19 protein-coding genes and 1 riboswitch are annotated in these 21681 nt (G+C 49.2%); of the genes, 12 read left to right on the top strand and 7 right to left on the bottom strand.

Going from position 1 to position 21681, the window contains the following annotated elements; translation table 11 throughout:
• Positions 1 to 12: 12 nt before the first annotated feature.
• Complete coding sequence (rfbB, locus tag QZ209_RS12215) at positions 13 to 1059, top strand: dTDP-glucose 4,6-dehydratase (protein WP_294348431.1); 1047 nt, start codon at positions 13 to 15, stop codon at positions 1057 to 1059.
• 155 nt (positions 1060 to 1214) lie between these two features.
• Here rfbB and QZ209_RS12210 read toward each other — a convergent pair whose 3' ends face one another.
• A complete protein-coding gene (locus QZ209_RS12210) occupies positions 1215 to 1502 on the bottom strand; it encodes a nucleotidyltransferase family protein (protein WP_294348425.1) in 288 nt (95 codons plus the stop codon).
• A gap of 134 nt (positions 1503 to 1636) precedes the next feature.
• Between QZ209_RS12210 and cysC the strand changes: the two genes are divergently transcribed.
• The 3 genes from cysC to cysN are packed head-to-tail and all read left to right on the top strand — an operon-like array spanning position 1637 to position 5187.
• Positions 1637 to 2230: an adenylyl-sulfate kinase gene (gene cysC, locus QZ209_RS12205; RefSeq protein WP_294348423.1), complete on the top strand. Its 594-nt coding sequence runs from the start codon at positions 1637 to 1639 to the stop codon at positions 2228 to 2230.
• Positions 2231 to 2283: 53 nt separating this feature from the next.
• Entirely contained in the window at positions 2284 to 3192 is a 909-nt protein-coding gene (cysD, locus tag QZ209_RS12200) for a sulfate adenylyltransferase subunit CysD (protein WP_294348420.1), read from the top strand.
• Positions 3193 to 3249: 57 nt separating this feature from the next.
• Entirely contained in the window at positions 3250 to 5187 is a 1938-nt protein-coding gene (cysN, locus tag QZ209_RS12195) for a sulfate adenylyltransferase subunit CysN (RefSeq protein WP_294348417.1), read from the top strand.
• Between the two features lie 37 nt (positions 5188 to 5224).
• On the opposite strand, the gene QZ209_RS12190 is transcribed toward cysN, so the two are convergent.
• Positions 5225 to 7003, bottom strand: coding sequence for an SLC13 family permease (locus QZ209_RS12190; protein WP_294348414.1), 1779 nt, complete (start codon positions 7001 to 7003; stop codon positions 5225 to 5227).
• Positions 7004 to 7198: 195 nt separating this feature from the next.
• Here QZ209_RS12190 and QZ209_RS12185 point away from each other — a divergent pair, with 195 nt between their 5' ends.
• The 4 genes from QZ209_RS12185 (at position 7199) to QZ209_RS12170 (ending at position 10021) form a co-directional block, all read left to right on the top strand.
• Positions 7199 to 7963 carry a YdcF family protein gene (locus QZ209_RS12185; RefSeq protein WP_294348411.1) on the top strand — a complete coding sequence of 255 codons (765 nt, stop codon included), beginning with the start codon at positions 7199 to 7201 and terminating at the stop codon, positions 7961 to 7963.
• A gap of 64 nt (positions 7964 to 8027) precedes the next feature.
• Entirely contained in the window at positions 8028 to 8825 is a 798-nt protein-coding gene (gene cysQ, locus QZ209_RS12180; protein ID WP_294348408.1) for a 3'(2'),5'-bisphosphate nucleotidase CysQ, read from the top strand.
• Between the two features lie 402 nt (positions 8826 to 9227).
• A complete protein-coding gene (locus QZ209_RS12175) occupies positions 9228 to 9620 on the top strand; it encodes a nucleotidyltransferase domain-containing protein (RefSeq protein WP_294348406.1) in 393 nt (130 codons plus the stop codon).
• Positions 9605 to 10021 carry a DUF86 domain-containing protein gene (locus tag QZ209_RS12170; RefSeq protein WP_294348403.1) on the top strand — a complete coding sequence of 139 codons (417 nt, stop codon included), beginning with the start codon at positions 9605 to 9607 and terminating at the stop codon, positions 10019 to 10021. The genes QZ209_RS12175 and QZ209_RS12170 overlap by 16 nt, the downstream gene beginning before the upstream one ends.
• A gap of 233 nt (positions 10022 to 10254) precedes the next feature.
• Here QZ209_RS12170 and QZ209_RS12165 read toward each other — a convergent pair whose 3' ends face one another.
• Positions 10255 to 10410, bottom strand: a complete 156-nt coding sequence (locus tag QZ209_RS12165; RefSeq protein ID WP_294348400.1) for a hypothetical protein — start codon at positions 10408 to 10410, stop codon at positions 10255 to 10257.
• A gap of 288 nt (positions 10411 to 10698) precedes the next feature.
• Positions 10699 to 11190 (bottom strand): hypothetical protein, encoded by a 492-nt coding sequence (locus QZ209_RS12160; RefSeq protein ID WP_294348399.1) that lies wholly within the window; start codon positions 11188 to 11190, stop codon positions 10699 to 10701.
• 199 nt (positions 11191 to 11389) lie between these two features.
• Here QZ209_RS12160 and rfbD point away from each other — a divergent pair, with 199 nt between their 5' ends.
• From rfbD to QZ209_RS12145, 3 genes are all read left to right on the top strand, one after another.
• Positions 11390 to 12250, top strand: a complete 861-nt coding sequence (rfbD, locus tag QZ209_RS12155) for a dTDP-4-dehydrorhamnose reductase (RefSeq protein WP_294348396.1) — start codon at positions 11390 to 11392, stop codon at positions 12248 to 12250.
• Between the two features lie 294 nt (positions 12251 to 12544).
• Entirely contained in the window at positions 12545 to 13972 is a 1428-nt protein-coding gene (locus QZ209_RS12150; protein ID WP_294348393.1) for a mannose-1-phosphate guanylyltransferase/mannose-6-phosphate isomerase, read from the top strand.
• A 108-nt stretch (positions 13973 to 14080) separates the two neighbouring features.
• Entirely contained in the window at positions 14081 to 15724 is a 1644-nt protein-coding gene (locus QZ209_RS12145; RefSeq protein ID WP_294348390.1) for an acetolactate synthase large subunit, read from the top strand.
• A 6-nt stretch (positions 15725 to 15730) separates the two neighbouring features.
• Here QZ209_RS12145 and QZ209_RS12140 read toward each other — a convergent pair whose 3' ends face one another.
• A complete protein-coding gene (locus QZ209_RS12140) occupies positions 15731 to 16534 on the bottom strand; it encodes a TIGR01458 family HAD-type hydrolase (protein ID WP_294348387.1) in 804 nt (267 codons plus the stop codon).
• A 169-nt stretch (positions 16535 to 16703) separates the two neighbouring features.
• Positions 16704 to 16856, top strand: a riboswitch (FMN riboswitch).
• A gap of 61 nt (positions 16857 to 16917) precedes the next feature.
• On the opposite strand from QZ209_RS12140, the gene ribB reads away from it, so the two are divergent.
• A complete protein-coding gene (gene ribB, locus QZ209_RS12135; RefSeq protein ID WP_294348385.1) occupies positions 16918 to 17577 on the top strand; it encodes a 3,4-dihydroxy-2-butanone-4-phosphate synthase in 660 nt (219 codons plus the stop codon).
• 303 nt (positions 17578 to 17880) lie between these two features.
• Here the strand turns inward: ribB and QZ209_RS12130 are convergent, their stop codons facing one another.
• Together QZ209_RS12130 and QZ209_RS12125 are read right to left on the bottom strand one after the other, a co-directional pair.
• Complete coding sequence (locus tag QZ209_RS12130) at positions 17881 to 19875, bottom strand: hypothetical protein (RefSeq protein WP_294348383.1); 1995 nt, start codon at positions 19873 to 19875, stop codon at positions 17881 to 17883.
• A gap of 151 nt (positions 19876 to 20026) precedes the next feature.
• The gene (locus QZ209_RS12125) at positions 20027 to 21388 is read right to left on the bottom strand and encodes a GNAT family N-acetyltransferase (protein ID WP_294348381.1); all 1362 of its coding nucleotides are present in this window, start codon (positions 21386 to 21388) and stop codon (positions 20027 to 20029) included.
• Between the last annotated feature and the right edge of the window lie 293 nt (positions 21389 to 21681).

Genomic DNA, 21681 nt, shown 5'->3' with positions numbered 1-21681 from the left:
ACTGTAACTACCATGCACATTTTAATAACTGGCGGCGCGGGATTTATCGGGTCGCATGTGGTGCGGCACTTTGTGACTGCTTACCCCCAGTATGCCATTACCAATCTCGATAAACTGACCTACGCGGGCAACCTTGAGAACCTGAGGGATATTGAGGACAATTCGAATTACCGGTTTGTCAGGGGGGATATTACAGATAGTGCAGCCATGCTCGAGCTGTTTGAAAAAGAGGGATTCGACGGGGTGATTCATCTTGCTGCCGAGTCGCATGTTGACCGTTCGATCGCAAGCCCGACCGAGTTTGTCATGACCAATGTGCTGGGAACGGTGAACCTGCTCAATGCAGCACGAGCTGCCTGGAAAGAGGATTTCAGCGGCAAGCTGTTTTACCATGTCTCCACCGATGAGGTCTATGGTGCGTTGGGTAAAGATGGTGCATTCACCGAGACGACCGCCTATGATCCACACAGCCCGTATTCGGCATCCAAAGCCTCATCCGACCATTTTGTCCGGGCGTATCATGACACTTATGGAATGCCGGTAGTGATCAGCAACTGTTCCAATAACTACGGGCCTTACCAGTTTCCTGAAAAGCTGATTCCGTTGTTTATCAACAACATCCGAAACAACAAACCGCTGCCGGTCTATGGGAAAGGGGAGAATGTGAGGGACTGGCTCTGGGTGGTCGATCACGCTCAGGCGATCGACGTGATATACCATAACGGTAAGCCGGGTGAGACCTATAACATCGGTGGGCGGAACGAGTGGAAAAACATCGATCTTATAAAGCTGCTTTGCCGTATTATGGACCGGAAGCTCGGGCGGGTTGAAGGAGAATCGGAAAAGCTGATCTCCTATGTGACCGACCGTGCGGGTCATGATTATCGTTATGCCATCGATTCCTCGAAGCTTCAGAAAGAATTTGGCTGGCAGCCTTCGCTCCAGTTCGAAGAAGGGCTTGAAAAGACCGTCGACTGGTACCTCGACAACCAGGAGTGGCTCGATCATGTGACCTCGGGTGAATATCAGCGGTATTATGAAGAGATGTACGGCGATTAATGTCGTGACTTTGAGAGGCTGGGTCCCGAAAGGAGTAAGACAAGTGGAATGGACTACGCAGAAAAATGTTTAGGAATCGCTCAGATTCTTGATCATATTTTTTACGGCTTGGTGTTAATCAAGTAAGTCTTGATTGGATATTTTTGACAATTTGCTCATACATACAGTGCCTCCTTATCGATGTGTTGCTTTAGATAGTGATTCATCCTTTTCCAGTATCGAATAAGGTCTACTTTATATCCCAGTAAGCGTTCCAGCTCTTGTCTCAGCTCAGCTCTTAGGAGTATATCTGGGGCCATTTCTACAACGATATCGATGTCACTATCTGCAGTGGCAGTATTTTTAGCGACAGAACCGAAAATGCCCATTTTTTTTAAACCGTATCTCTCAGTCAGGTCCTTTTTATTCTCGCTGAGAATTTGTAATACCTCTTTTCTTTGCATTAAGCTTTGCGATTGCTGTTATCCAAAGGTTTCTTAACAGTTAAATAGCGATTTTATTTTCGAGTTTCAAACGTTTACGCTGGCGGTTCAGCTGTGTCGCTGCCAGGTTTTTTATAACGCTAACTATTTTTGATATGGAACATATACATCCGGTATTTGATCAGATTTTGAACCGTGCAGACAAGGAGAAGATGCTCGGACAACGTGGTTGTACCTTGTGGCTGACAGGGTTGTCCGGGTCGGGGAAGACGACATTGGCCCGTCATGCGGAGAAGGAGCTGGCTGCTCAAGGATTTCTGACGCAGGTGCTCGATGGCGACAATATCCGTACCGGTATCAATAACAATCTTGGTTTTGGAGAGGAAGACCGTCGAGAGAATATCCGGCGGATAGCTGAAGTGACGAAGCTGTTTGTGCAGTGTGGTGTGGTGACGATGAACAGTTTCATCAGCCCATCACAGGAAATGCGCGATATGGCAAGGGATATTAACGGACCGGAAGATTTCCTGGAAGTGTTTGTCGATGCACCGCTCGAAGTGTGCGAAGAGCGGGACGTCAAAGGAATGTACAAAAAGGCGAGAGCGGGTCAGATCCCTAACTTCACCGGTATCAGCGCTCCGTACGATGCACCCGAAAACCCGGATATCCATGTTCGTACCGATGGAAAAAGTATTGAGGAATGTGTCAAGCACGTGATTGATTTTGTCATGCCGAGGATCAAGGTTTAGAAGCTTAAAAAACAGATGGAAGTATTTGGCCATATTAAATTGATTTAATCTCCATGAATTCATATCAGATTTCCCACTTAAAACAACTTGAAGCAGAATCGATTCATATTATTCGAGAGGTCGCTGCGGAATTTGAAAATCCCGTAATGATGTATTCCATAGGAAAGGATTCTTCTGTAATGGTACGGCTTGCCGAAAAAGCGTTTTATCCCGGCAAGGTTCCTTTTCCATTGCTGCATGTTGATTCCAAATGGAAGTTTCGCGAGATGGTCGAGTTCCGGGATAACTATGCTGAAAGGAATAATTGGGACCTGATCGTACATTCCAATATGGAAGCCTTCCACGAAGGTGTCGGGCCTTTTTCGCATGGATCCCAGGTGCACACCGATCTGATGAAAACCCAGGCTTTGCTGCAGGCTTTGAATAAATACAAGTTCGACGCAGCATTTGGCGGTGCCCGCCGCGATGAGGAAAAGTCACGGGCGAAAGAGAGGATATTCTCGTTCCGTGATACGTTTCATCAGTGGGATCCCAAGAACCAGAGGCCGGAGCTGTGGGATGTATACAATACCAAAGTTCACAAGGGTGAGTCGATTCGTGTTTTTCCCCTTTCCAACTGGACCGAGCTCGATGTCTGGGAGTATATCAGGCTCGAGGATATTCCGATTGTTCCGCTCTATTATGCGAAAAAACGCCCTATAGTGAATCTCGATGGTAATCTGATCATGGTCGATGATGAAAGGATGCCTGAAGAGCTGAGAAGCAGAGCGGAGATGCGGATGGTGCGTTTTAGGACGCTCGGTTGTTATCCGCTGACCGGTGCCGTCGAGTCGGATGCCGTGACGATCGAAGAGATCGTGCAGGAGATGATGACGACAACCAAATCGGAACGGACCACAAGAGTTATTGATTTCGATCAGGAGGCGTCGATGGAGCAGAAAAAGCGGGAAGGTTATTTTTAGGTTCCGTTACGACGTTGTTATCACATTGAATTTTTAAAGTATTAATCATTTTCACCAATGCACAACAATAGTGAGGGTAAGACGGTTACGGATGAGATCGTTGAATTTTTGGATCGGGATCAGGATAAGGATCTTTTGCGTTTATTGACGGCCGGGTCGGTCGATGATGGAAAATCGACCTTGATCGGCCGGTTGCTTTTTGATTCGAAGAAGATTTATGAGGATCAGTTGGTTGCCCTGGAGAGAGATAACGCCCGTGAAGGACATGCCGAAAATGATACGGATTACGCGCTTCTGCTCGATGGATTGAAAGCGGAGCGTGAACAGGGAATCACCATCGACGTGGCTTACCGGTATTTTTCGACCAATAAAAGAAAATTCATCATTGCCGATACCCCGGGGCACGAGCAGTATACCAGAAATATGGTGACGGGGGCCTCTACGGCCAACTTGTCGATCATACTGGTTGATGCCCGCAAAGGTATCATCACACAGACCAAACGGCATACGTTTCTTGCATCACTGCTCGGTATCAAACATGTGGTGCTGGCTGTTAACAAGATGGACCTGGTGGAGTACAGTCAGGAGGTATTCGAGGTGATTTGTGCCGATTACAAGGACTTCGTGACCCGACTGAATATTCCCGATGTGCACTGTATTCCGATGTCGGCGTTGAAAGGTGACAATGTTGTCGAGCACTCGGAAAGGATGGGGTGGTACGACGGTAAGACTATGCTGCATTTTCTCGAGACCGTTCATGTCGGCAGTGATCAGAACTTCATCGATTTACGCTATCCGGTACAGTATGTTCTCCGGCCCTCTCAGGGATACCGGGGATTCGCGGCCAAAGTTGCTTCGGGGATCGTTCGGATAGGTGATGAACTCATGGTGCTTCCGTCTCGTAAAAAAAGTACAGTGACATCGATAACGACTTATGACGGGGAGCTGGGTGAAGCATTTCCTCCGATGTCTGTAGCACTGACGCTTGCGGATGAGATCGATATCTCTCGAGGTGACATGCTGGTTCATCCGGATAACATGCCAAAAATTGAACGGCATTTCGAATCGATGCTGGTATGGATGAGTGAACAGCCGATGGAATTGAACAAACAGTATCTCATAAAGCATACCTCAAGCACAACAAGGGCACGCATCGACAAGATTCGTTATAGAATCGACGTCAATACACTCAGCAAGTCCGACAGCGATGCGTTTGAATTGAATGATATCGGGCGTACGGTGCTTACCACGAACAAGCCGCTTTGCTTCGATTCGTATCAAAAAAATAAGTCGACCGGATCGTTCATATTGATCGATCCTGTTTCGTTCAATACGGTTGCGGTTGGCATGATTATCGATCGTGTCAGTGAGGAAAGCATGCCTTCCAGGATCACAGGTGCGGAGACATCGACTGCAGCTGCCGGTCGGAGCCTTATCAGCAACGGTGAAAGGCAGGAACGGTTGAGGCAGAAAGGGGCAACGGTCTGGATTATCGGTTTACATGGTTCTGGGAAAAATGAACTGGCGTATAAACTCGAACGTGAGCTGTTCGACCGTGGTGCTGTTACCGTGGTAATCGACGGGAGCGTTGTGCGTTCAGGTCTTTCCCGTGAACTGGATTACTCTCCGCCTGATCGTGCTGAACATTTGCGCAGGGTGGCGCACCTGTGCCACATGCTGAACGATCAGGGGTTGATTACCATTTGTACGTTTATCTCTCCTGATGAGGATATTCGCCGTCAGGTTGCGGAAATTGTAGGTCCGGAAAGGTTCCATCTGGTGTACGTAGATGCTGATAAGGAGCTCTGCCGTGAACAGGAACCGGATCTTTACCGGAAGGTCGAAGAAGGGTTCTTGCAGTTTTTACCGGGCGTGGATCTTCCATTCGAGCCGCCTGCCGAACCTGAAGTGACAATTGTGCAGCGGCATGGGGATATGATGGATGCTGGAGTTTTGGTTCACTATCTGCAGGAGCAAGGGATCATAAAACAATAGGGCGCCAAGGGGGCGTTGGTTCGTTCGGCTGTATCGCTCATATGCCTCTGAAATATACCAGATAGACCATGATGGTGACGATGATGCCGGAAAGCAGGTTCATGATACTTCCTGTTTTCAGGAAGTCGGAAAATTTATATCCGCCCGGGTTGTACACCATCAGATTTGTCTGGTAGCCTATCGGGGTAGCGAAAGAAGCGGATGCCGCTATAGCCAGGGTGACCATGAGCGGCAGTGGGTCGATCTGCATTTTTTCGGCGATTGAAAGCACAATCGGAAAAATAAGGGCTGCAGCAGCGTTGTTGGTGATGATTTCGGTGTAAATGCTGGTTATGAAAAAGATGCCGGCAATGATACCGATGATTCCCCATTGTGATACAGCACCGATCATGTGGGTTGCAAGCAGTTCCGCAACCCCTGAATTTTCAATACCCTTTCCTATGCCGAAAGCGCAGGCAATGATCAACAGGACATCGAAGTCGATGGCTTTCTGTGCATCTCCTGCGCTGATGATGTTTGTGAAAATCATGATGCCAGCAGTGATCGAGGCGGCAAGCAGCATCGACGAGGTCAGGCCGAACGTGACTGAACCGATCATTGCGAGCATCAGCAGCAGGGCAAGGTTGCCCTGCTTTTTTGGTTTGGAGTATCTGCTGATACTGTTGCTGACCAATGAAAAGTCGGTCGATGCATACCATTTCTGACTGAAATCCCTTTTTGCGAGAATAAACAGCGTGTCGTTCGGTTTTAGCTCTATATCGCCTACTTTTTTGATGATCCGGTGGCCGTTGCGATGGATTCCTAAAATGACCGCATCATATTTTGTTCTGAAGTTGCACTCTTTGACTGTCTGACCGATAAGCGGTGACGAGTTTGAAAGCACAGCCTCGAAGGTGCCGTGCTTGTCGGAATCCAGGTTTTTGATGTCGTATTCCGAATCTTCTATGAGGCGCAGGCCCGGGGTGTGCAGGAGGTCGTAGATTGTTTCCGGGAGCCCGGTAAAAAACAGCTTGTCCCCCAGCAGTATTTTTTCATCCGGTGATACCGGAGTGATCTCCCTGTTTCCTCGCATGATCTGAAAAAGGAAGAGGCCTTTCAGGTGACGCAGGTTTGCATCGTGTACCGTTTTGCCCAGATAGGGATAGTCCTTTTGCACGCTGACTTCTATGACGAACTCACGTAAGGATTCCGTGAATTGCGACAGGGAATCTTTTCTTTCCGGCAGGAACCGGTGTCCGATCAAGGCAAAGTATGCGATGGTGACGAGTGCCAGCGGCAGTGCAGCTTTGCTCAGTTCGAAAAAAGAAAAACCGCTCAAGCCGTGATCGAGCATCATGCCGTGCACGACAAGGTTGGTACTTGTTCCGATAAGTGTGCAGGTTCCACCGATGATGGTGGCATAGGAAAGAGGAATGAGGAACTTTGATGCAGAAAGACCGTTTTTTTTACACCAGCGTTTTATGACTGGAAGCAACGATGCGACCAGCGGTGTGTTGTTGAGAAAGCCCGAAGCGCATGCGATGGGAAGCATGAAGCGAAAATAAATGGTACTGTCGGCTTTTTTCCCGAGTATCTTTTCGATCGAAGTGTCCAGCGCGGTTGAACTCTGCAGGGCATAGGCAACGATGAACAGCGCTCCGACCGCCAGCATTCCCTGATTCGAGAAGCCTGAAAAAGCTTCTTTGAGAGTGATGATGCCACCGAGATGAAGGGCTAACAAGGTTGTGATCAGGATCAGAGAGGGCTTTTGTATTTCCTTGACCAGAGCGACGGTCATGAAAAGGATAACGGCAGAGGTGTAATAAATGTCAAACATGGGGATGAAGACTTACGGTAACTATCATAAGTTAGTGTCTAAAATCATGTTTTTTTTCGAAAAACAAAAGGTTCTGCACAAAAGACTTGTTACTCGAGAGGGGGCTGGCTGGGTTCTCCAGTGAACTTCTGACTGTATTTTCTTGTTGAAAAAGAAGTTAATGGTTTCTGACTTTGTCTCCATATTTTGGTGAATATGCTGATTTTACACAAAATTCTTCCTGTTTTTTTTCTTCCATTGGGGTTGTCGATTGTTATTGTCATTATCGGGGCACTGCTTAGAAAATGGGCGATGGTCTTGACTGGGGTCGTTTTGCTCTGGGTATTCAGTATGCCGGTATCGGGCGACTGGTTGATACGGCAAGTCGAGGGGAGTGACCGTAGAGTTGCTGTCGAGTCGCTGGAGCCGGCCGATGCTGTTGTTGTACTTGGCGGAATGATTGAGCAGGTTCCCGGCGTTCATTATGGGGAGTGGCGGGACGCAGCCGATCGTTTCGAAGGAGGCCTGGAAGTGTATCTGGCTGGAAAAGCACCACTGCTGATATTCATGGGAGCAAAAGTCCCCTGGGCGCCTTATGCCAGGCCTGAGGGTGAAATTCTGGCGGAACGGGCGATACGGTTCGGAATTTCCGGTGACGCTCTTCGAGTGACCGGGAGGGTTGGGAACACTGCGGATGAAGCCAGAGCTGTAAAGGCGTTGTTTGCCGGGACTGAACGGCCGGAGGTTGTGCTGGTGACGAGTGCGTTTCATATGAATCGTGCATCGATGCTTTTCAGGAGCGCCGGTATGGAGGTGCAGCCTTTTCCTGTGGATTTTCGAACGGGCTATTACAACGAACTGACGTTGTTTGATTTTCTTCCGAGTGCAGGGGGCATCGAGAATTCGGAAATTGCGATACGGGAGATTTTAGGGGTGCTTTACTACAAAATACGGGCGGTTCGATTATTCTTGTCTTCATAATTCGTCAAAATTATTGTAATTAGTGGATAAGATGTTTTGGTAGTTTTAATTAGATATCTTTGCTATGCATTTAGATAAAGAACTGGCATTGGCGGTGAATGCGGCGATCGAGGCCGGCCGGGTGATTATGGACGTCTATGACTCGGAGGATTTTGAAGTTGAAAAGAAGGGTGACAACTCACCGCTGACAAAAGCTGACCGGGCAGCGCATGAGATTATTATGCATGAACTGAAAAGTTCCGGGCTGCCGGTTTTGAGCGAAGAAGGACGATCGATTACCTATGATGAGCGGAAAAAATGGAAACGGTTCTGGCTGGTTGATCCTCTGGACGGTACGAAAGAATTTATCTCACGCAATGGCGAGTTTACCGTGAATATCGCTCTGATCGAAGAGGGGGTACCGGTTCTGGGGGCAGTCTATGTTCCTGTTCTGGACGAACTGTTTTATGGTGCGAGTGAGCAAGGGGGGTATTACATAAGCGGTATCAGCAACTGGTTCGGCAGTGCTGCGTTGTTTCAGGAAAGTGCTTATCGATTGCCGCTGCAAACCCAGGAGCGGGCGTATCGGGTTGTCGGGAGCCGTTCTCATATGAATGATCTAACCGTGGCATTCATCGACTCGGTAAAAGACGAATATCCTGACCTTGAAATTGTACAGCGAGGCAGTTCGCTGAAAATATGCATGGTAGCGGCTGGCGATGCCGATATTTATCCCCGTTTCGGACCGACCATGGAGTGGGACACCGCAGCCGGGCACGCAGTGGCGAAGGCAGCCGGCAAGAGTATGGTCGAGGCGGAAAGTGGGAAAGAATTGCGCTACAACAAGGAAGAGTTGCTGAACCCGTATTTCATCGTATGGTAACGGAGCAGAACGCCGCCATGTATGGTTGATCGTGAAGTGCCTGGATTTTCGCAGAGAGGAGTGATGTGTCCACGAATTAACACGAATTCATCGGGTTCGTGATTCTTTGCCATCTTATACTGATAGTTGCTGTAGATACCGCACGCCCTGTGAAATTCGAACATCTGTTTCGTGGGACGGCATGACTTTCTCTTTCCCAGTCATTCTCGGGCTTGACCCGGGGATCCACTCCTGCCTTTTCACTTTTCACCTTCCTTGGCTCGACCGGTGGATCCGTCTTCATCCTTGATCTTTTTGGGTTACGGAAGCCGAATTGGCATGGTTTCTTTTTTTCTCTTCATTCGTGCAAATCTGTGGACTACCGTATATTGAAAAAGGTTTACACATGAAATGCGATACGTTATGGACGCTCAGATCAAGCAAATAAAGGAGCTTTTGGCGAAACGAGGAGATGTGCTCTGTGCTATGGTTTTCGGATCGTTTGCAAAAGGTGACGTTCATTCTGAGAGTGACATAGATATCGCTCTTCTTGCCGACCACAGCCTGGATGCCTTTGAAAGGATGGATTTGATCGGTCGGATTGCATCGATCACAGGACGTTCGGTGGATCTTGTGGATTTGTCCAGCGCCGGGGAGCCGTTACTCGGTGAGATTGTATCCGGGGGAGTGAGAATTCTCGGCGATGATTCCCATTTTGCCCGCCTCATAAGCAAACATGTTTTCAACAACTCCGATTATGTTCCGTATCAACAGCGAATTATGCATGAAAGAAGAAAACAATGGATTGGTTGTTGATCGATCAAAAACTGGAATCACTGCGTAGAGCTCTTCGCCGGGTCAAGGAGCGTTGTCCTGATGATGTCGAGATTTTATTGATCGACATGGATGCTCAGGATATTGTGACACTGAATCTCACGAGAGCTGTCCAGTTTTGTGTCGATATCGGAGCACATCTTGTTACCGCAGTTGAATGTCCGCCTCCTGCTACGATGGGAGGAATTTTCGATGCATTGTTCTCTGCTGGTGTTATCGGCGAGGGCGTTGCGGAACGAATGAAAAAAGCTGTCGGGTTTCGCAATGTAGCCGTGCATGATTACGAGGCGATAAACTGGCACATTGTTTTTGCCATAGCGCGTAATCATATCGTTGATTTCGAAGACTACGCACGTGATATTCTTGCCTGGAGAGAAAAATAGCAATACAAAACTATCCATGAAGTAACACGAATTCATCGAGTTAGTGATTCTTTGCCATTTCTTTCTATTATTTCTGGGCAAGTTCAGCTTGACATCTTCCTTCTTGTCATCCTCGGGCAAGCGAAGCGCGACCCGTGGATCCATGAGTTTTAATGTTTCTCACTATGGATACCGCATCGAGTGCGGCATGACTTTAGGGTGATTGGATGCCACTTTCCGTCCGGCATGACGCCTTACTCCTTGTCATCCTCGGGCTTGACTCGGGGATCCATCTTTTGTCGAGAGTATCTATGGATACCGCATCGAGTGCGGTATGACTTTTGGAGTGTGAAATGGCATGCTTTCTTCCAGTCATCCTCAGGCAAACAAAGCGCGACCCGTGAATCCATGAGTTTTCCTGTTTTTCACTATGGATGCCGGATCAAGTCCGGCATGACTTTAGGGTGATTCGACGCCACTTTCCGCGCGGCATGTCTCCCCACTCCCAGTCATCCTCGGGCTTGACCCGGGGATCCATTTCTGCCTTCTTATTTATAACTTTCTTTGGTTCGGGGAGCCATGAGTTATCCTTTTTTACACAGGGCGTATGGTAGGATTACTCTCTTTTGGTGTCTGATGAAGGTTTATCGAGAGTGGTGAGGCTGTCTCGGCTATGATTCTGAGACAGCCTCTTTTTTTTATACGATTGGAGGCTGGGAAAGGGGAATCTGAACGTTATCGGGAATTATGTCACCGACGTTGTTTGCCGGTATGATGAATTTGTTGTAATCGGTATGTTCCGTTTCGTTGTGGAGAATTCCCCTGGCGGTACCGGCGGTCATTATTGCAAAGTGGCTGGCCAACCCTTTGGGTAGGACGAATACTTGTTCTTCCTCGTTTTCCAGGATCTTCCAGCTTTCAGGATCGAGAACAAAGATGCAGCTGACGATAAGCTCGATAAATGGCTGGGCTTCGTTTTGGTCTTCCGAGTTTTCTTCTCTATGGACGAAGTTATGATTGAACAGGGTTTTTACCAGCCGTTTCTGTTTATCGACGCCGAAATTGACTCCTGCCTGAACCGTTACCGGTTGGCCATCGTTAAAAGCATCCGGATGAATATCCATCTTTTCGGTTTTGATGTTGACAAGTGCAAAATTTATCCGATGCTGTTTGTTGTTCTCGTCGGTCATTCTTTATTTGATTTGTTTGTTATGATGTAATAACCATGTCCGGGTTCAATGTAAGAAAACTATTACTGAATGAGGAACATGGAGCTGTTGGATAGCAGGAGTATGGTTTGAAGAACGGGGGCGGAAACATTTGGACGGCAGAGAGGAGACTGGGTATTGTTCGACAATCGCAAACAATGATATTTTAAATCAGTCATTCATGAACATTCTTGTTACGGGGAGTAACGGACAGCTTGGATCGGAGCTGCGGGAAGTAGCGGATCGTGTGGAGAGTATGAGCTTTTTCTTTTATGATCTGCCCGGCCTCGATATTACCGATAATGAACGTGTTGAACGGGTTTGCCGGGAACACGATATATCGGCGGTCGTGAACTGTGCCGCCTATACCGCTGTAGATAGAGCAGAAGAAGATGCGGAGGCAGCGTTTCGGGTAAACCGGGACGGGCCGGCTGTACTTGCAAAAGCTGCCAAAGATCGGGGTGCTTTACTGGTGCATGTTTCGACAGATTATGTGTTCAACGGTGAGTCGTTTTTGCCTTACCGTGAAGAAGATCCGGTGAGTCCGCTTGGCGTCTATGGAAGGTCGAAGTGGGAAGGAGAAGAACAGGTCCGTCAGATAGCCCCGTCGTATATGATAGTGCGTACATCCTGGCTGTATTCCTCCCATGGACAAAATTTCGTGAAAACGATGTTGCGTCTCGGCAGTGAACGGCAGGAACTGAACGTTATTTTCGACCAGGTTGGTACACCTACCCTGGCTGCAGACCTGGCTCATGCCATCGTCTCGATTCTCGATCGGCATGACAAGGGGCGTATCTATGCCGAAACCTATCATTTTTCGAATGAAGGGGTATGCTCATGGTATGATTTCGCGGTGGCTGTTATGAAGGCAAAAGGGTTGCCGTGCAGCGTAATGCCGATAGGAAGCGAAGAGTACCCGACGAAAGCCAAACGTCCGCATTATAGTGTTCTGCATAAAGGAAAGATCAAGGATCACTGGGGACTGGAAATTCCCCACTGGCAGGATTCTCTGGAAAAGATGCTCGCTGAAGGATTTTAGGTGGTGGGTAATGGGCATATATGGGTAATAGGGTGTAGGTAATAGTAAATGGGGAATAAAGGATGCTTTCCCAGTCATCCTCGGGCTTGACCCGGGGATCCATCACTAATCTCGTTGGCCCGCATGGATGCCGCATCGAGTCCGGCATGACTTGGTGGAGGGATACCGGATCGCCCTGTGTAGTAGACAACGAGTATTACTCAGGGTGGTGTAACTATGAGTGATTGCCTGTATGATTTTATGGGCATAGGAAGCTATTTTCTTCTATTCACTATTCACTAATTCAGCCAGTTCATGATAATACCAGTCATATTGAGCGGCGGTTCGGGAACCCGCCTCTGGCCGTTGTCGCGGGCACAGTACCCCAAGCAATTGCTCGCACTTGCAGGAGAGAAAACCATGCTGCAGGAAACCGTTACGCGAGTTGAAGGGATTGCCGATATCGGGCCTGTGTTCTGTGTCTGCAATGAAGATCACCGGTTCATGGTTGCCGAGCAGTTGCGGCAGGTAACCGATGACATGGGCGATATCATTCTGGAACCTGTCGGGAGGAACACCGCTCCTGCAGCTGCGGTTGCCGCGTTACAGGTGCAGGAAAAGTATCCTGGAGCGACCATGCTCTTACTGCCGGCAGATCATGTGATACAGGATATCGGTACTTTCGTTCAAGCGGTTACACGTGGCAACAAGGCGGCAGAAGAAGGGGCGCTGGTGACTTTCGGCATCGTACCGGATGAACCGGAAACCGGTTACGGTTATATCAGAGCCGCCATAGAGGAAGGAAAAGTGCATGGCGTGTATGAGGTTGAGGAGTTTATCGAAAAACCTGACCGTGAGACGGCGAAAAGGTACGTGACATCGCGAGAATATTACTGGAATAGTGGAATGTTTCTGTTCAAGGCATCACGGTACCTCGATGAGCTCGAGGCGCAGGCGCCGGAAATATATGATGCCGGCAGGGCAGCCCTGGAAAAAGCAACGAAGGATCTTGATTTTCTGAGGCTTGACAAAGATGCCTTTATTGCATGCCCGGCGGATTCGATCGATTATGCTGTGATGGAAAGAACCGCTCATGCCGTGATGGTGCCTCTCGACGCAGGATGGAGTGACGTGGGAGCCTGGTCGGCCCTGTGGAAAGTTAAAGGACAGAACCCATCGGGAAACGTAACGAAAGGCGATGTGCAGCTGCTCGATGTAAGAGACAGTTACATTCATGCATCGAGCCGGATTGTAGCCGCAGTGGGTCTGTCGGATCACGTTATCGTGGAAACTCCGGATGCGGTACTGGTAGCCTCGAAAGACCGTGTGCAGGATGTCAAGACAATCGTCGAGCGGCTGAAAAGTGAGGGACGTGATGAAGTGATCACGCATGTCAAGGTGAATCGTCCTTGGGGAACGTATGAGACGGTCGATCAGTCGGAGCGTTTTCAGGTAAAGCGGATCGTAGTGAATCCCGGGGCGGCATTGTCGCTGCAGAGGCATTATCACAGAGCCGAGCACTGGGTTGTCGTCAAGGGGACGGCACGAATAACGGTGGGAGAAAAGGATATCGTGCTGCGGGAAGACGAATCGACCTATATCCCGTTGGGTATCAGGCATCGGCTGGCAAACCCCGGAAAGATACCGCTCGAATTGATCGAAGTGCAGACAGGCAGTTATCTCGGAGAAGATGATATAGAACGCTTCGACGATAAATATGGCAGGAACGCCGTAAAAAAGTGACAGGGGAAAAGTTGCTGCCGAAAAGAATGGACGAACAGGACGCAGGCAGTGGGAAGTTGTGGTCAAAAGGTCGATAACGAAGAGAAAACGATTTAAATAAACCCGCATATGAAAGCATCCGATCTTTTTCTTCAATGTCTCGAAAAGGAAGGGGTGAAAGTGATCTATGGTGTTCCGGGTGAAGAAAACGCCGACATCATGATCTCTTTGCTCGATTCTCCCATCGAGTTCGTGGTTTGCCACCATGAACAGGCTGCAGCCTTTATGGCTGATGTTTCCGGACGTTTGACAGGAAAACCGGGTGTGTGTCTTTCCACGCTCGGACCTGGTGCGACAAACATGGCGACCGGCGTAGCCAATGCAAATATGGATAACAGCCCCCTTGTGGCCATTGTGGCTCAGGCCGGAACAAACAGGCTGCATAAAGAGTCGCATCAGAACATGGACGCGATAAACTTCTACAAGCCGATAACCAAATGGAACCAGTCGATTTTTCAGGCGGACAACATACCGGAGGTTATCCATAAGGCATTCAAGCTGGCAGCAACCGAAAAACCCGGTGCCTGCATGGTTGAGCTTCCCGAGGATATTGCACAGCAAGAGACTCTTGTCAGGCCGTTCAATGCTGCAGGAAAAGCTCGCCGCCCGGCTCCGGATGAAAAATCGGTCAAAAAGGCAGTCGAACTTCTCGGCACGGCGAACAAGCCGATCATTCTCGCAGGTAACGGCTGTGTTCGCACAAGGGCATCGAAACAGCTCAACCGTTTTGTCGATAAAACGGGAATCCATGCTGCAAATACCTTTATGGGCAAGGGGGCGATCTCTGCACGGCACGACCGTTGTCTGTTCGCTGCCGGACTTGGTCTCAAAGATCACGTCTCCTATGCATTTTCGAAGGCCGATCTTGTCATCTGCATCGGTTATGATATGGTCGAGTGGCACCCTCATTTCTGGAATATCGGCTCGGACAAAAAAATTATCCATATCGATTTCGCGCCGGCTGAAGTCGACCGGCACTACCGTACGGATGTTGAAATAGTTGGTGATCTTGCCGGGAGTCTTTGGGCTTTGACCGAAAACCTCGGGGAAAGTCATTCATGGAATATCAGAGAGTTCAGGGATGAACGGGCGCATATGCTCGAGGAGTTGCAGGAGTTCGGTACGGACGAAGGTTTCCCCATCAAGCCCCAGAAAATTCTGAGTGATCTGAGAGCTGTCATGAGAGATGACGATATCCTTGTCAGCGATGTGGGGGCTCATAAAATGTGGGTTGCACGGCATTACCCGACCTATCATCCCGGTTCTTGTATTATTTCCAACGGTTTCTGTTCGATGGGCATCGCTCTTCCCGGTGCGTTCTCTGCCAAAAGGCTTTATCCGGAAAAGAACGTCGTGGGGCTCTCAGGTGACGGAGGGTTTTTGATGAATGTTCAGGAGCTTGCAACAGCGGTCCAGTACGGTATTCCAGCGACGATTCTTGTCTGGGAGGACGGAGGATACGGTTTGATACAATGGAAACAGATGAACCGGTTCGGAAAATATTCACACACTGATTTCAGAAGCCCCGATCTTGTCGGGATGGCTGAATCGTTCGGTTGCAACGCCGTCCGGGTCGAGTCAGCACGAGATTTGATTCCTGCTTTGCAGTCCGGTTTCCTGGAAAAAAAGAAACCGACGGTTGTTGTCGTTCCGGTCGACTACGGTGAAAACATGAAGCTGACGGAAAAACTGGGCAGAATAATCAGTCACTGATGTTTTCTATCGGTTTTTTGCAGATTCCGACAGCCACACCGGCAGCTCGGCAATGGATTCGATGACTGCGTCGGGTTCGATGCTGCCTTCAAGGTCATCGGGCCGGAACTTTCCGGTGCGGACAAGCATCCCCTGTAACCCGGCAAGTTGCGCTCCCTCTACGTCACCGACGATATCATCACCGATCATGATGGCGTCGTTACCCTGGTGTTCCAGCAGTTCAAGTCCCGCTTCGAAAAACTCTTTTGAAGGTTTACCGAGAACGACCGCCTGGCAGCCTGCTGCATGTTCCAGGGCTTTGACAAACGGTGCAACATCGAGATGAAAACCGTCTGTATTCCGCCAGAATCGTGTCATCCCGAGAGCGATGAGCTTGGGGTGCGGCTTTGCCATGAGAAGCCGAAATGCCCGGTTGAGCACAGGGAATGTCCATTGTTCACCCAGGTCACCGATCACTACCGAGGAAGCTCCGGTTTCGGAAAAGGCGGAGAGTTCTTCCAGGCAGTCGAACTCCGCTTTTGTCGCTGACGGGACGAAAAGGGCTGTTGGACCGGGAGCATGGATCTTGATCCATTTCGATGCAGCTACCGGTGGAGTGAGGATCGCTTGTTCTTCTGTATCGATGCCGAAGCGTGCAAGCTTTTCAACAAGAGCGCTTCTTGGGCGTGAACTGGTATTGGTGACGAAAAGATAGGGGATCCGTTCCTTGTCGAGCCATTGAACAGCTTCCACAGCTCCGGGCACTGCCTTGTCACCGATGTAGAGTACCCCGTCGAGATCGATTAAAAGAGGGTGTTTTTGCAGGGTCATATCGGCTCTCCATTCAGTTGGATTGTGATACAGCAACCTTGTCAAGAAGGTTAGCTGCAACTGCTAATTACAGAAGCGCTTACAGGATAAAGCGTTATAGTATTGGTCTTGCTTTTGAAATAGCAGGAGTATTTGTATCTTTTTACCCTGTTTTCGCAAATAGTATAAAACTTATTCTCAGGGCGGGGTGAAAATCCCTACCGGCGGTGTCTCGGCTTAGTGCCGGGGAGCCCGCGAGCGCTCTCCAGATTTTCGGGAGAGGTCAGCAGATTTGGTGAAATGCCAAAGCCGACGGTTACAGTCCGGATGAAAGAGAATAAGAATGCCTACCGCATTCCTGCGCCCTGATTCATGTTATTTACAATTTTTAAACAGTTGTTCCCATGAATCGGATTCTTTTCGAAAAATTTGGAGATCAGTTCGAACGTGTTGACAAGGCGCTCGAGGCCCTGCGTAGAGGTAGTGGTGTTCTCGTTGCCGACGCACTGGACCGGGAAAACGAGGCCGATCTGATTTTTCCCGCCGAGTCGGTAACGGTATCGCAAATGGCTATGCTTATACGTGAATGTAGTGGTATCGTTTGCCTTTGCATGAGCGGTCGAAAGATCCGTTCACTTGAACTTCCGATGATGGTGGAAAATAATACCAGTGGATTTCAGACAGCGTTTACGGTTTCTATAGAAGCGTCTGAAGGTGTTACGACCGGGGTTTCGGCATCGGACCGCGTGAAGACCGTCAAGGCCGCGACTGCGGATCGTGCCATGCCGTCGGATCTTAACCGGCCGGGGCATATTTTTCCGCTTAAAGCCAGGCCGGGCGGAGTTCTCGAGCGTCCAGGTCATACGGAAGCGACAGTCGACCTTATGAAACTTGCCGGTCTCAAACCATACGGGGTGCTCTGTGAACTCACCAACCGGGACGGTACGATGGCCGATTTGTCGCAAACAATCGCTTTTGCTGAAGAGCATGGTTTTCCGGTGCTGGGGATTGACGATATTGTGGCATATAGAAATCAACCATCTTCTTCGGGCAAGGTCGCTTGACCTCGAAAGGAAAAAGGCAGATGGGTAGTAGGTAATCGATGATGGGTAATCGGTGATGGCGGGAAGTCATGCCGACCTGTGAATTAGGTGTTCGGATTATACAGAGGTGCGGTGTACACTCTCCACGAAAGTCATGCCGCACTCGATGCGGCATCCATAGTGAAAAACAGGAAAACCCATGGATCCCCGGGTCAAGCCCGAGGATGACTGGGAGAGGGGGAGCCATACTGGAGGATGATTGGGAGAAAGGAGTCGTGCCGCACTTGATGCGGCATCCAATTTCCCCGTGAAATCGTTATGGAATCAGGGAACCGCAGGGGCGCTCTTTTCGCTGAAACAATGTTGTTCACCGAATGCAAGCATTGCCGCGGTAGCGGTTTCGATCGCTTCGCTTGTATTAGCCGTTTTTTCCCATGCTGCAGAAGTCAGATGCTTGTAACCGTCGGTATTCGGTTTATTGCTTTCGATAGACAACAATGTTCCATCGCAGGCCGGAAGGATGAGTTCCAGCAGATCCTGTGTGACATTGTCAGTGGCAGGTGTGCCACCGCCGATCTTGTCGGACGCTGTGATATGTTCACCTGCGAGAAGGAAGAGGTCGAACCGGGCGAACGGCAGCCCTGTGGACAGGACGCTTTCATCATCGATGTTCAGTACGATTGCTTCAACGTTCCGGTTGAGTATGAGCATTTGCCCTGCGGTCCATGGGTTGACGTGTCCATCCATGACGACATCACCGTTAATTCTGATGCATTCAGCATTGTGGCATCCTACGTCAACGCCTTGTTTCAGCAGTTGTTTTTCAAGCTCTACTGCCAAAGCATCGGAGGAAGGGTCACCAAACACAACGGCAATTGGAATTCGCCCGTCACCGGGTATCAGTGTGCGTAGAATCGGAGTGAACAAATCTTTTTCTTCGGTTATGCGGCCTAAATTGGGCTGTCCATTGACCTCACAAATTGCTACACCGGATTCACGCCATGATGTGGCGATATCCGGTATCAGCATATCGACGCCTGCAAGGTCGAGTCGTAACGCTTGTGCTGCACGGATTGCAAGATTTTTGTTGTCGGGATGCATCGCATCGAAGACCGTGACCGGAACGCCCCCGGAAGCTACATTGGCCGTACGGCGCAGACGGACGAATTCGCCGGTTGCCGGTATGGAAGAGTCATTCAGTCCTGCATGTTTCAGTAATGTTAAGGCTTCATTGTTCCACATCATTTTTTTCAACGGGGCATGTTTGCTCTCTCCACGGAGCGGGTCGGCGTTGAGTTGGTCGAACAGTTCGCGAACGGTATGTTTACCGTCTCCTGTAACACCGCCGGGTACCCGTTCAACCGCTGAGAGAACTTCATTTTGAAATACGGTGACGCGATAATCTTTGCCCTCGAAATGTTTTTCAACCAGAATGTTCCTGGAATATTGTTGTGCGTTTTTAAATGCCGTTATCAATTCCTCATGGTTCTGCAGGCCGGCAGCGACCCCGATACCGCCGTCACGGTCTATAGGTTTTACCACCACGGGGTATCCAAGATTTTCAGCTATTCTCGTCGCCCTCTCGGCATTGATGGCCATTTTATTGTCCGGTACCGGAATACCGGCACGCCGTAATAACATTGAACCGATCAACTTGTTCCTGGAAAACGTGGCGGCGATCATCGGTGTTTCTTCGGACAGGGAGCTGCGCATCCATCGCCCCTGTTTTCCTTCTCCATATTGGATCGTTTGGGAGAGAAGTTCCTGGAACGGAATACCTGCTTTCAGTGCAGCTTGAATGAAAAAAGGTATGTTTCCACCTTTTGGGCTGGTTTTCTGGAGATAGACGATTGCCTGGACAAACTTTTTCAGCTGTTTTTGTGCGTTTTTCCCTTCAGCTTGGAGCCTCATCAATTCCAGCAGGCTACGGAGCATATCCAGAAGCGGCTTTACACTGGTATAGCCTGTAGGCAGGAAAAATCTTGCATGGCCTCGCTCGAGAGAAAGAATCCGGCCGTGTTCATAAACAGGCAGGTCGGCAGCTCTTTGCAGGTTATGTATGGTATCGAGAAGCCATTCAAGAGACATACGGAAATCATTGTCCGATATGGTGACCTGTCTCTCTGCGATGTGTTCGAGTCCAGGAACTGCATGGTGAAGCAGTTGTGTGAGCGCTGCAAGCTTGTCCTCCTCGAGAGCATGACCGGTTACCGAAATTATAATGACCGGGTAATGGCTTCCATAGGCATAACCGTTGAGAACGACGGTTTTTTCATCGAGGCCCCAGGAGGGGTTGTGTTGTGTGACAGAATCGTTCATGAAACACCTCCCTGAAGCCGAATACCGTGTTGCAAACGGTTGTTCAGATTCAGCATGAATGGATTTCCGGTCACAGTACCCTCGTGACGGTTATTTGTATACAACCTGTTGACGTACATTTCGTTTTCTGCGTGCATGGTAGTGTTACCCCTCAATCCTCTATTTTCAAGCCGATCAATTGTCTTGTTTGTTCCGGAGTTGCAAGCGGCCGCTGCATTTCTTCAGCGATACGTGCAACTCTTCTGACAAGCTGTTCATTGGTTGCCAGCGTTTCTTTCCGGTAATCAAAATAAACCGAGTCTTCTATTCCCACCCGTACATGACCTCCTGCGACAATTGCGGCCGTATTCATCGGGAGCTGGAATTGTCCGAGTCCTGTTCCTGCCCAAACGGAATGTTCCGGTAGCGCCTGGGTCATCAAGGCAAGGCTCGTTATCGTTGCCGGTGCAGTGTTGATATTGCCGAAAAGTAAGTTAAAATACTTCTTTCCTGCAATAAGCCTGTTGCGTTCGAGGTATTTTGCAAGGTTGATCATCCCGGTATCGAACACCTCCATTTCCGGTTTGATGTCCTGTTCTGTCATGGTCATGGCGAGGCGTTCTATCATCTCGATCGAATTGAGGCTCGGGCCTGTAAAAAAATTCAGGGATCCGAGTGTCAAGCTCGCCATATCGGGTTTGGCTCGCCCGCTTAAAAACAGGACTTCGGATCGCTGCTCGAACTCTTTCCAATTTCTGCCGGATGTGGTGACACAACAAACCATTTTCGGCCGTTCTTTTCTGATTGCACCGATGATTTTTTCATAATATTTGGCATCCGGAGTTGGATCGCCGTTTTCATCCCTGGCATGGAGATGAACGATTCTCGCGCCGGCATCGAATACCTTGACGGCATCTTCGATGATTTCATCGGGATGTATTGGAACATGAGGGTTACTGAACTTTGTCGGTACCATCCCGGTCAGGCAAGCATTGATGATCAGAGGTTCGTAGGTCGATAAGGGATGCGGGTCGTTGCGGTCTATATAGGTTTTCCGCCGTGTCTCACGATCGTTTTTCGTATTCATGTAAGCGTCGAGATTCATCTCGAGCGTTGTCCAGTGGTCGACATCGGAAAGACTGAAATCGCAGATTTTTTTCAATGATCCGATTTCATGGTAACCGTAATGTTTCTTATACCAGAGTATCGTTTCGATCCGGTCGGCATTTGTTTCCACCGTTTTGATACCGGCAGCATACATTGCTTGCAGTCTTGCATCCTGGAGAGCCCGGCCTATGCCCATTCCTGAAAATTCCGGCAGGATGCCGAGCAGTGTTGTTTTTCCTTTTTCAGGTGTCGAGACCCTGTAGCCGGCAGCCCCGACGATATTCCCCGATACTCGCGCCACAAAGAAGCACGACAGATCGATCTCGGGCATTTCGGCGGAAGGAACATGGTGCATATTCCATGGTTCCATGACGTTGAGAACAGCTTCACGGTCATGAGAAGAGGCTTTTTCAATAAGAAATTGCATTATGGATTGAAATTTGAGTCGGTCGGGGAATCATGGAAAAAATCACGCTTCAATCTTGAACTCTCACTGTCGGAAAAGCACGGTTTCACATACAGTTCAATCTATCGGGGTTCAGGTTTCTGCTCCGCAACAAGATAAAAGAGGTTATCTTGTTGTCAATATACTCATATTCTTGTTCAGTCGAAGAAGGGGTTTCTGCCAGGATAGGAGAGCTGTGCCGGTGAGGGCACAGGTGAAGTACTATGGGAAGAGATTTTTTCGGGTTTGTTGGTAACTTATAATAAGACCGTTCT

It is taken from the genome of Prosthecochloris sp., assembly GCA_015482705.2.
In the GTDB taxonomy this organism is placed as follows: Bacteria; Bacteroidota; Chlorobiia; order Chlorobiales; family Chlorobiaceae; genus Prosthecochloris.
The sequence above is the reverse complement of the archived record's forward strand: the minus strand, read 5'-3'. Positions and strand labels throughout refer to the sequence as shown.